Origin of the sequence: Roseateles sp., from assembly GCF_019237615.1 — a bacterium.
Taxonomy (GTDB): Bacteria; Pseudomonadota; Gammaproteobacteria; order Burkholderiales; family Burkholderiaceae_C; genus Pelomonas.
On record NZ_JAFAGT010000095.1, the window covers coordinates 59,474 to 70,642 of the forward strand.

Consider the following 11,169-nt stretch of genomic DNA (forward strand, 5'->3'; position numbering starts at 1 on the left):
GTGCGATCCGGTTGCTCATGTATACGAGGAGTCACCCCAAATGGTGTGTCAAACGACCGCATCCCCTGTGTTTTGCAAGAGCTTGCAAGTTGGTTGATTCGTGTATGTTTAGCAACGTGGCGTTACCAGCTTGGGCCGGATTTTCGTTCGCTGTCAACAGCTTTGCTGCTAGCATTCAAGTAACTTATTAATAGTCCGATACGTAACTCGCGTGTCGGGAACAAAGGGCATGGGAATACTTGACGCACTTTTGGGTCGCAAGCACCCCGCGCTGATTGGCCTGGATATCAGTTCTTCCAGCGTCAAGCTGGTGGAACTCGGGCAGACCAAGAGTGGCGAATTCGTGCTCGAGCGTTTCGCCAGCGAACCCTTTGAGAAGGGGTGGATTGCCGACGGCCAGATCGAGAAGTTCGATGAGGTCGCCGATGCCGTGCGCCGCGTCGTCGCGCGCAGCGGCAGCAAGACCCGCGATGCCGCCCTGGCCATGCCGCAGTCGGCCGTCATCACCAAGAAGATCATGCTGCCGGCTGGCTTGCGCGAGGAAGAGCTCGAGCTGCAGGTCGAGGCCGAGGCCAACCAGTACATCCCGTTCTCGCTGGACGAGGTCAGCCTCGACTTCTGCGTCATCGGCCCCAGCCCGACCTCGGTCGGCGACGTCGAGGTGCTGATCGCCGCGTCGCGCAAGGATCGCGTGCAGGACCGGCAGGGCCTGGCCGAGGCCGCCGGCCTGCGCCCCGTCGTGCTGGACATCGAGTCGCATGCCTCTCGCATGGCGATGGGGCGGCTCATCGCGGCGCTGCCCGGCGAGGGCAAGGACGCGCTCGTGGCCCTGTTCGAGATCGGCGCCGACACGACCAGCCTCAAGGTGCTGCGCGACGACGAGCTGCTCTACGACCGTGACCAGTCCTTCGGCGGCTCGCAGCTGACGCAGCTGATCTCGCGCCAGTACGGCTTCTCCTTCGAGGAGGCCGAGCAGAAGAAGCTCGCGAACGAGTTGCCCGAGGACTACGAGGCGAGCGTGCTCAATCCCTTCGTCGACAGCCTGTCGCAGGAGATCGGTCGTGCGCTGCAGTATTTCTTCACCAGCACGCCGCACCACAAGGTGCACTATGTGATGCTGGCCGGCGGCACCGCGACGCTGCCGGGCCTGAAGGAGCGCGTGACCGACCTGACCGGCTTCGCCTGCATGGTGGTCAACCCCTTCGAGGACATGGCCATGGGCCCCGCGGTGCGCGAGTCCAGGCTGCGTCGCGAGGCGCCGTCCTATCTGACCGCCTGCGGCCTCGCGATGCGGAGGTTCTTCCAGTGATCCTGATCAACCTGCTGCCCTACCGCGAGGAGCGGCGCAAGCGGCGCAAGGCGGCCTTCTTCGCCGGCCTGGGCCTGGCCGCCCTGGCGGGGGCGGGCATCGTCGGCGCCGTCTTCCTGTTGCTGCAGTTCCTGACGACGGAGCAGCAGGCGCACAACCAGTACATCCAGAACGAGATCACCCGGCTGGAAGCGCAGATCAAGGACATCGCCGAGCTGAAGACCGAGATCGAGTCGCTCAAGTCGCGGCAGCGCGCCGTCGAGGATCTGCAGACCGACCGCAACACGCCGGTCCAGTTGCTCAACGACCTGGCCCGCCTGGCGCCCGAAGGCATCTATCTGACGGCCATCCGCCAGGACAGCAAGAGCGTCACGGTCAGCGGCGTCGCGCAGACCAACGAGCGCGTGTCGGAGTTCCTGCGCAATGTCTCGCGCAGCTCCGAATGGCTGGAGAAACCCGACCTCATCGAAGTCAAGCTCGCCACCGTCAGCGCCAACACGCGCGACGTGCGCCGGCTGCTCGACTTCTCCATGAAGGTTTCGATCAAGGCACCACCGCGCGAGGCCGCCCAGGGGGCCTCCGCGCCAAAGAAGAGCTGACCGACCATGGCCACCTCCCTATCCAAGATCGACCTGAACGCCTGGTTTGCAGAGTTCTCGGCCCAGTTCCAGGGGCTCAATCCCAAGGAGCCGGGCCAATGGCCGCTGGCGCCCAAGCTGGCGTCCGCGCTGGCCGTGATGCTGGTCGTCGTCGGCGTGGGCTACGCGTTCCTGCTGTCGGACGTCGAGGCCGGCCTCGATGCCGAGCGCAACCGCGAGCCCCAGCTGCGCCAGGACTACCAGGCCAAGCTGGCCCAGGCCGTCAACCTGCCCGAACTGCGCAAGCAGAAGAGTCAGGTCGAGGAGTACGTGACCCAGCTGGAGAAGCAACTGCCCGGCAAGGCCGAGATCGACTCCCTGTTGTCTGACATCAGCAGCGCGGGCGTTGGCCGGGGCCTGCAGTTCGAGCTGTTTCGCCCGGGCCAGGTGCTGATCAAGGACTACTACGCGGAGCTGCCGATCGCCGTCAAGGTGTCGGGCCGCTATCACGACATCGGCGCCTTCGCGGCCGACGTGTCCAACCTCTCGCGCATCGTCACGCTGCACAACCTCATCGTCGCCGCGCCCACGGGCCCGCGCGATGCGAACGGCGCCCTCACCATGGAGGCGACGGCGCGCACCTATCGCTATCTCGATTCCGCCGAAGTGGCCGAGCAGCGCAAGGCTGCCGCCAAGGCCGGAGGCAAGAAATGAAGCGCCTGCTGATCCCGCTCTCGGGCGCCATGCTGCTTGCCGGTTGCGGCGGCGACATCGACGAGCTGCGCCAATGGATGGAGCAGCAGCGCAAGGAGGCCAAGGCCACCGTGCCGCCGCTGCTGCCGCCCAAGAAGTTCCTGCCGCAGCCCTATGAATCCGGTGCCGGCGTGGACCCGTTCAGTCCGCAAAAGCTCAGTGTCGCCATCAAGCAGGAGGCGGCCCAGCCCAATTCGCTGCTGACGGCCGAGATCAGCCGCCGCAAGGAGCCGCTGGAGGCCTATCCGCTGGACACCATGTCCATGGTCGGCAGCCTGACGCGTGACAGCAAGCGCTACGCGCTGCTGCGGGTGGACAACCTGTTGTATCAGGTCAAGGCCGGGGACTATCTCGGCCAGAACTTCGGCCGCATCACCAAGATCAGCGAGACCGAGATCACGTTGCGAGAAGTCGTCCAGGACGCTGCGGGCGAGTGGATCGAGCGCACCAGTACCCTCCAGCTACAGGAGAAGGGACGATGAACAGGACAACGCAGGAGAGCAAGTCGATGGGCCGTGGCTGGTTGCTGGGATTCGCGCTCGCGCTGCTGGCCTCGCCTGCAGCATGGGCGCAGACGCAGATTCGCGCGATCAACGCCAGCCAGCAGGCCGGTGTCGACGTCGTGCGCATCGAACTGAGCGAGGCGCTGTCGGCGCTGCCGACGGGCTTCACCATCCAGGCGCCGCCGCGCGTTGCCATCGACCTGCCGGGCGTGGTGAACGGCATCGGTCGCAACCAGGTCGACATCAACCAGGGCAATCTGCGTTCAGCCAGCGTTGCGCAGGCGGGGGACCGTTCCCGCGTCGTGCTGAATCTGCGCAACGCTTCGGGCTACCAGGCCAAGCTGGAGGGCAATGCCCTCGTCGTCGTGCTGGAGACGGTGCCGGCACAGGTGCAGGCGTCGGGCGAGCCGGTGCATTTCGCCCAGAGCCTGAATGCCGCGCCCCAGGCGCTGCGCGACATCGACTTCCGCCGCGGCGCCGATGGTGCAGGGCGGGTGGTCGTCAGTCTGCCGAGCAATCAGGTCGGCGTCGACATCCAGCAGCAGGGCCAGAAGCTCGTCGTCGAGTTCCTGCGCTCCAGCCTGCCCGAGAACCTGCGTCGCAAGATCGACGTGGTCGACTTCGGCACGCCGGTGCAGATGGTCACGACGACGCAGTCGGGTGACCGCGTGCGCATGGTCGTCGAGCCCAAGGGGCATTGGGAGCACAGCGCCTACCAGAGCGACAACCAGTTCGTGCTGGAGGTCAGGCCCCAGAAGCTGGACCCGAACAAGCTGACGCAGGGCCCGGGCTATGCCGGCGACAAGCTGTCGCTGAACTTCCAGAACATCGAAGTCCGCGCGTTGCTGCAGGTCATCGCCGATTTCACGAACTTCAACGTCGTCACGAGCGACACCGTGACCGGCAGCGTGACGCTGCGCCTGAAGGACGTGCCCTGGGACCAGGCGCTGGACATCATCATGCAGGCCAAGGGCCTGGGCTTGAGGAAGTCGGGCAACGTGCTGTGGATCGCGCCCAAGGACGAGCTCGCGGCCAAGGAGAAGCTCGACCTCGAGTCCAAGGCCGCCATCGCCCAGCTCGAGCCGCTGCGCAGCCAGTCCTTCCAGCTCAACTACGTCAAGGCCGAGGACATTGCCAAGGGCTTGACCGGCCAGGCCATCGGTTCCAGCGGCAGCAGCAGTAGCAGCAGTAGCAGTAGCGGCGGTAGCAGCAGCAGTGGTCAGGGTTCGGGCACCCGCATCCTGTCGTCTCGCGGCAGCGTCATCTTCGAGCCGCGCACCAACCAGCTCTTCGTGTCCGACATCCCGAGCAAGCTCGAGGAGATCCAGGCCATGATCGCCAAGATCGACATCCCGGTGCGCCAGGTGCTGATCGAGGCCCGCATCGTCGAGGCCAACGACAAGTTCGGCCGTGCGCTGGGCGTCAAGCTCGGCGCCAACGACCTGCGCGGCCAGCAGGGTGGCATCCCCGGCTACAGCGTCGGTGGCGGCAACTACGTGACGGTGGGCGGCAACTACAACGGCATCGGCTCCCAGACCAACCAGGGCGCCACCGCCAGCTACGCCAACACGCAGTTCGTCAACCTGGCGGCCAACACCTCGTCCGACAGCTTCAGCGGCGCCAATGCGGCGACCGTGGCGCTGTCGCTGTTCAGCGCCACGGCCAATCGCTTCCTGAACCTGGAGCTCTCGGCGCTGGAGTCCGATGGCAAGGGCAAGGTGGTGTCCAGCCCGCGCATCATCACGGCCGACCAGGTGAAGGCCGTCATCGAGCAGGGCGAGGAACTGCCCTACCAGGTGGCGACCGCCAGCGGCGCGACGTCCATCGCCTTCCGCAAGGCCAACCTCAAGCTCGAGGTCACGCCGCAGATCACGCCCGAGGGCAGCGTCATCCTGAACGTGGATGTGAACAAGGACAGCCGCGGCACGCTGACGCCGCAGGGCTATGCGATCAACACCAAGCATGCCCAGACCCAGGTGCTGGTCGAGAACGGCGGCACCGTTGTCATCGGTGGCATCTACACCCAGGACGAGGGCGAGACGGTGAACAAGGTGCCATTGCTGGGCGACGTGCCGGTGCTGGGCAACCTGTTCAAGAACAAGACCCGCACTTCCTCCAAGACCGAACTCCTGATCTTCTTGACGCCCAAGGTCGTCAATGAGCGGGCGACGGTGCGCTGAGCAACCCTTTATTGACGATGTGCCCCGCCTTGCATTCGCGGCGCATGGGAGCGAACTGAGATGACGAAGTTTGATGTCTGGAGTTGGCGCAAGGTGCGCGTGCTGTTGGGCGGCGTGCTGGTCGCGGCGCTGACGGCCTGTGGCGGCGGTGGCGGCAGTGCGGGCACGCCCGTCGTTGGCCCGGGCGGCGGAGCCTCGAGCCCGTCGGGGGCGGCCAGCGCCGTGGCGGCGGACCTGGTGGTCGTGCTGAACAAGAGCACGATGACCAATTCCGGGTCCGACTCGATCACCGCCACGGTCACCTCCGTCGACACCAACCGCGCCGCCATCGGCAACGTGCCGGTCAGCTTCAGCGTCAACGCCGGCGCTGTGGTGACGCCGGCCGGCACGGGCACCGACAGCAAGACGGGCCAGCTGACCGCCATCCTGACTCAGGGCAGCAATGCGGCGGCCCGCCCGGTGACGCTGACGGTGACCTCGGGTACGGTCTCGCAGGCCGTGACCTTCAACATCGTGCAGAACTCGACGCCCGGCAACCCGCAGGCGGCCCGGCTGACGCTGAGCCTGAGCGCGTTCAGCATCGACAACTCGGGCAGCAAGGTGGTCGTCGCCACGGCCACCGCCATCGACAGCAATCAGAACGCGCTGTCGGGCATCCCCGTCCAGTTGTCAGTGACCGACGGGCCTCCCCTGGCTGCGGCCACCCCCAGTTCGTTCGTCATCGCCGGGTCGAGTCAGACGAACGCCAGCGGCCAGGTGAGCGGGACCATCAACATCGGGTCGGACCATTCCAACCGTCAGGTGATGGTGACGGCGACCAGCGGCGCGCTGACCAGCACGGCGGGATTCCAGGTCACCGGCAGCCAGTTCACGCAGGCGACCGCCTCTCCGTCCGTCGTGACCGCGGGTGCGGCGAACAACAAGGTGCAGTACACCTTGTCGGACGTGAATGGCAATCCGATGCGGGGCATTCCCATCACCGTGACGGGCAACAATGGCCTGGCCAGCCGTTCGGGCACGACCGACGAGAACGGGGGCTATCTCTTCACCTACACGGCGCCCAACGCGCCGGGAGGCAGCCTGCAGATCAATGCCACGGCGGGTGGGGTGGGTTCCACGGTGAACGTGACCATCGCGGGCGGCTCGACGACGGTGCCCAACGCCACGGACCCGGTGTCCAAGACCTTGAACCTGTCGGCGAACGTGGTGCCGGTCAATACGGCCACGACCAACAACCTGGTTTCGGTCTACGCCATCTTCCGTGACGGCAGCAACGCGCCCATCAACAACGTTCGCGTGCTGTTCGACGCTGCCGGCGACAACGGTACCGGCGCCATCGGCGCAACGGACTACACGAAAAGCCCGCCGCTCAACAACCCGGTGCTGTCCGACGCTACGGGAACGGCCTCGACCACCTACAAGCCCGGTGCCGTCAGCAGCCCGACGAATGGCGTCACTATCCGGGCCTGCTGGAAGACCAGCGACTTTGCAGCGGGCGAGACGGTCGCCACCTGTCCGGCCGGCAATCTGCTGACCACCACGCTGACCATCGTTTCCAACCCGGTCTCCATTTCCATCGGCACGGACAACTCCATCACCACTGGTGCGTCCGGCTTGACCTTCGTGAAGAAGTACGCCGTGCTGGTCGTCGACTCCGCCGGCAATCCGAAGTCCGACGTGCAGATCACCCCTTCCGTCGACCTGGGCGGCTACGGCAAGGGCTACTGGGACTGGAACATCGGGACCAAGCGTTGGGAGCGGGCGCCCGCTGTCGGATCGGTGGGGCTCTTTGCCGCCACTTGCGCCAATGAAGACCTGAACCGCAACGGCGTCATCGACGCGGGCGAGGACATCAACGGCAACAAGCAGCTGGACCCGCGAAAGTCCGACGTGTCCATCACGCTCGTCGGCGCCACCAAGACCGATGCCAACGGCGTGGCGGTGCTGCAGCTCGAGTACACCAAGAACGTCGGAAGCTGGGTCAAGTACAAGATCACGGTCACCGCGGCCGGCGTGCTGAGCCCGCCCGCCTACTACCCGCTGGGCGAGCCGGTGGCGTTGCCGTCGCAGGCTTTCCCGGCCAGCATCGACGACTACCTGTATACCTACGCTTGGCTGCCGGTGGCCGCGAGCGATCTCACCACCGAATCGCCGCCGCCTGCATTCACGTTCAGTCCCTATGGCAAGTCCTCCAGCTGCACGGACCCCAAATGAGTTGATCGTCGCCCTGGTCGGCATGCCGGGCGGTGGCAAGTCCACCGTCGGCAAACAACTGGCACGTCAGATCGGCGTGCCTTTTGTCGATTCGGACCACGAGATCGAGCAACGCATTGGCGGCAGCATCAAGCTGTTCTTTGAGCGCCATGGCGAGGAGGCCTTTCGCGACCTCGAGGCCGAGGTCATTGCGGAGTTGATCGCCAGGCCCGGGGACTGCGTGCTGGCCACAGGCGGCGGTGCCGTGCTGCGGGAGCGCAACCGCGAGTTGCTGCACAACGGCGCGACGGTGCTCTACCTGCGCTCCACGCCCGAGGACATCTTCCGCCGCCTGCGGCACGACACGACCCGCCCGCTGCTGCAGGTCCGCGACCCGCTGGCCAGGCTGCGCGAACTGCATCATCAGCGCGACCCCCTTTACCGTCGCTGCGCCCACTACGTGCTCGAGAGCGCGCGGCCCTCGGTCCATGCCCTGGTCAACATGGCGCTGATGCAACTGGAGCTGGCCGGCCTGCTGGACCCGGCGCGCGTCGCCGCGACCGTGGGCGCCGAGCCGCTTTGATGCCGGCTTGACAGGACGCGGAGGGCGGGCGCGAAGGCCGCCTCTTACACTGCGTCGCATGCCTGCCACCGATACCGTCCGCATCCAGCTTCCCGACGACCGCGACTACGAGATCCGCATCGGATCCGGTCTGCTGGAGGCCGCCACGAGCTGGCAGGGGCTGCCGCAGGCGGCGACGGCGGTCGTCGTCAGCAACACCACCGTGGCGCCGTTGTACGCCGCGCGCCTGCGCGAGCGGCTGCTGGCGGTCTATCCGCGGGTTGACCTCGTCGTGCTGCCGGATGGCGAACAGCACAAGGACTGGACGAGCCTGAACAGCATCTGCGACCACCTGCTCGGCGAGGCACTTGACCGCCGAACGGTGCTGTTCGCCCTCGGAGGCGGCGTCATTGGCGACATGACCGGTTTCGCGGCGGCCATCTACATGCGCGGCGTGCCCTTCGTGCAGGTGCCGACCACGCTGCTGGCCCAGGTCGACTCCTCCGTCGGGGGCAAGACGGCCATCAACCATCCGCTGGGCAAGAACATGCTCGGCGCCTTCTACCAGCCCGAGCGCGTCATCGCCGACCTCGACACGCTGGACAGCCTGCCCGATCGCGAACTGAGCGCCGGCCTGGCCGAGGTCATCAAGTACGGCCCCATCGCCGATGCCGCCTTCCTGGGCTGGGTCGAGGACAACCTCGACGCCTTGCGTGCGCGCGACAAGGCGGCGCTGGGCCATGCCGTGCGGCGCAGCTGCGAGATCAAGGCCCATGTCGTCGGCCAGGACGAGCGCGAGCAGGGCCTGCGCGCCATCCTGAACTTCGGCCACACCATCGGCCATGCCATCGAGGCCGGCCTGGGCTACGGCCAGTGGCTGCATGGCGAGGCCGTCGGCTGCGGCATGGTGCTGGCGGCCGACCTGTCGGAGCGCCTGGGCCTGATGCCGGCCGGATTCGTCGAGCGCCTGCGTCGCCTGGTCGAGCGGGCGGGGCTGCCAGTGCAGCCGCCCAAGCTGGGTGCGGAGCGCTATCTGGCCCTGATGCGCGTGGACAAGAAGGCGCAGGCCGGCGCCATCCGCTTCGTCCTCATCGAGGCGCTAGGGCAGGCCGGCCTGCATGCGGTGCCCGATGCACGCATCGTCGAGACGCTCACGGCTCACGGGGCGGCCTGAGATGATGTCGGCGCGTCCGGCTTATGCGGCCGACCCGGCACGCAGCCGTGGCCGACGGCTTCCCGAGCCGGCGGCGCCGACGCGCAGCGACTTCCAGCGCGACCGGGATCGCATCATCCACAGCACGGCTTTCCGCCGCCTGGTCTACAAGACCCAGGTCTTCCTCAATCACGAGGGTGACCTGTTCCGTACCCGCCTGACGCATTCCCTGGAAGTCGCCCAGCTGGGCCGCTCCATTGCCCGCAGCCTGGGCCTGGATGAAGACCTCGTCGAGGCGGTGGCGCTCGCTCACGATCTGGGGCACACGCCGTTCGGCCATGCGGGCCAGGACGTGCTGGACGACTGCATGCGTGACCACGGCGGCTTCGAGCACAACCTGCAGTCGCTGCGCGTGGTCGATCACCTGGAGCAGCGCTATCCGGACTTCGACGGGCTCAACCTCTGCTTCGAAACCCGCGAGGGCATCCTCAAGCATTGCTCGCGGCGCAATGCCGAGCTGATCGAGGCGGCCGAGCCGGGTGGCATCGCGACGCGCTTCCTGCATGGCGGCCAGCCCAGCCTGGAAGCCCAGCTCTGCAATCTCGCCGACGAGGTGGCCTACAACTCGCATGACGTGGATGACGGCGTGCGTTCGGGGCTGATCGAGCTGGAGCAGTTGCTGGACGTCGAGCTCGTCCGCGAACATTGGCGAGCGACCCTGGACGAGCACCCCGGGCTGGCGGGCAGGCGCCTGCTGTTCGAGACCATACGGCGCATGCTGTCGGCGCAGGTCTACGACATCATCGATGCGACCCGGGTCGCGCTGTCCGAAGTCGCACCGGCCGATGCGGACGCCGTGCGCGGCGGTGACAAGCCCTTGCTGCGCTTCAGTGCGGACATGCGCGCAAAGAGCACTGCGCTGAAGCGCTTTCTCTTCGCCAACCTGTACCGCCATCCTCAGGTGCAGTCGACGCGCGCTCGCGCCGAGCAGGTGTTGCGCGACCTCTTTGCGGCCTATCTTGCCGACGCGAACCAGATGCCAGCCGACTTTGCCGGCCGCCAGGACCGCGAGCGCGCCTGTGCGGACTACATTGCCGGCATGACCGACCGGTTTGCCCTGCGTGAGCATCAGCGACTGACCGGCAAGCAGCTGTTCTGAACGGCCGCTCCTTAAATGGGGTCGGAGTCGATTATCCTGGGGGCTTCTCCTCGGGTCGACAAGGATTCCCCATGGCTCGCCTTCCTCGCCTGATCCTTCCGGGTCAGCCGCACCACGTCATCCTGCGCGGCAACAACCGCCAGGCCATCTTCCTCAACGACCTCGACCGGCAGCAGTTTCTCGCGACGCTGGCCGAGGTGGGTGCCCAGTACGGCGTTGCCATCCACGCCTATGTGCTGATGGACAACCACCTTCATCTGCTGTTGACCCCCCCCGGTGCGGACGCCCTCAGCCGAATGATGCAGTCGCTGGGGCGGCGCTACGTGGGCTGGTTCAATGCGCAACACCTGCGCAGCGGCACCTTGTGGGAAGGGCGCTTCCGCGCCGGCCTGATCGAGGGCGAACGCCATCTGCTGGCGTGCATGCGCTACATCGAACTCAACCCCGTGCGGGCCGGCCTCTGCGCCGAAGCGGGGCAATGGACATGGTCGAGCGCGGCCCATCACCTGGGGCAGGGCCGTAGCGGGCTGATCACGGAGCATGAACTGTATTGGTCTCTCGGCAATACGCCCTTCGAGCGGGAGCATGCCTACAGGGAGTTTCTGGGGCAGGGCGTCACGGCCTCCGAGCAGGCGTTGTTCACCGACGCGGCGCTGCGCGGGCGGCCCGTGGGCAGCGAAGCCTTTCTCAAGCCCCTGGCCATCGACCATGGCCGTGTGGTGATCAAGCGCCCGCGAGGCCGTCCACGCAAGACACCGGCGCCACCGAAGTCGGCATGA

Annotated in this window: 10 protein-coding genes; all 10 read left to right on the top strand. The window is 66.6% G+C overall.

The features are described 5' to 3' along the window. Positions 1–229: 229 nt before the first annotated feature. The gene (gene pilM, locus JOY88_RS20150) at positions 230–1,309 is read left to right on the top strand and encodes a pilus assembly protein PilM (protein ID WP_293504432.1); all 1,080 of its coding nucleotides are present in this window, start codon (positions 230–232) and stop codon (positions 1,307–1,309) included. After that, the gene (locus JOY88_RS20155; RefSeq protein ID WP_293504433.1) at positions 1,306–1,908 is read left to right on the top strand and encodes a PilN domain-containing protein; all 603 of its coding nucleotides are present in this window, start codon (positions 1,306–1,308) and stop codon (positions 1,906–1,908) included. The genes pilM and JOY88_RS20155 overlap by 4 nt, the downstream gene beginning before the upstream one ends. 6 nt (positions 1,909–1,914) lie before the next feature. After that, the gene (gene pilO / locus JOY88_RS20160; RefSeq protein WP_293504434.1) at positions 1,915–2,601 is read left to right on the top strand and encodes a type IV pilus inner membrane component PilO; all 687 of its coding nucleotides are present in this window, start codon (positions 1,915–1,917) and stop codon (positions 2,599–2,601) included. After that, the gene (locus JOY88_RS20165; RefSeq protein WP_293504435.1) at positions 2,598–3,122 is read left to right on the top strand and encodes a pilus assembly protein PilP; all 525 of its coding nucleotides are present in this window, start codon (positions 2,598–2,600) and stop codon (positions 3,120–3,122) included. The genes pilO and JOY88_RS20165 overlap by 4 nt, the downstream gene beginning before the upstream one ends. Further along, on the top strand, positions 3,119–5,323 hold the full coding sequence (locus JOY88_RS20170; RefSeq protein WP_293504436.1) for a type IV pilus secretin PilQ: 2,205 nt from the start codon (positions 3,119–3,121) through the stop codon (positions 5,321–5,323). The genes JOY88_RS20165 and JOY88_RS20170 overlap by 4 nt, the downstream gene beginning before the upstream one ends. A 60-nt stretch (positions 5,324–5,383) precedes the next feature. Beyond that, entirely contained in the window at positions 5,384–7,537 is a 2,154-nt protein-coding gene (locus JOY88_RS20175; protein WP_293504437.1) for an Ig-like domain-containing protein, read from the top strand. Continuing rightward, positions 7,503–8,099: a shikimate kinase gene (locus tag JOY88_RS20180; RefSeq protein WP_524539241.1), complete on the top strand. Its 597-nt coding sequence runs from the start codon at positions 7,503–7,505 to the stop codon at positions 8,097–8,099. Before JOY88_RS20175 ends, JOY88_RS20180 begins: the two co-directional genes overlap by 35 nt. Positions 8,100–8,157: 58 nt before the next feature. Then, positions 8,158–9,252 carry a 3-dehydroquinate synthase gene (gene aroB, locus JOY88_RS20185; protein ID WP_293504439.1) on the top strand — a complete coding sequence of 365 codons (1,095 nt, stop codon included), beginning with the start codon at positions 8,158–8,160 and terminating at the stop codon, positions 9,250–9,252. Positions 9,253–9,256: 4 nt separating this feature from the next. Beyond that, positions 9,257–10,390 (top strand): deoxyguanosinetriphosphate triphosphohydrolase, encoded by a 1,134-nt coding sequence (locus JOY88_RS20190; RefSeq protein WP_293504440.1) that lies wholly within the window; start codon positions 9,257–9,259, stop codon positions 10,388–10,390. Positions 10,391–10,461: 71 nt separating this feature from the next. Beyond that, the gene (locus tag JOY88_RS20195; protein ID WP_293504441.1) at positions 10,462–11,169 is read left to right on the top strand and encodes an REP-associated tyrosine transposase; all 708 of its coding nucleotides are present in this window, start codon (positions 10,462–10,464) and stop codon (positions 11,167–11,169) included.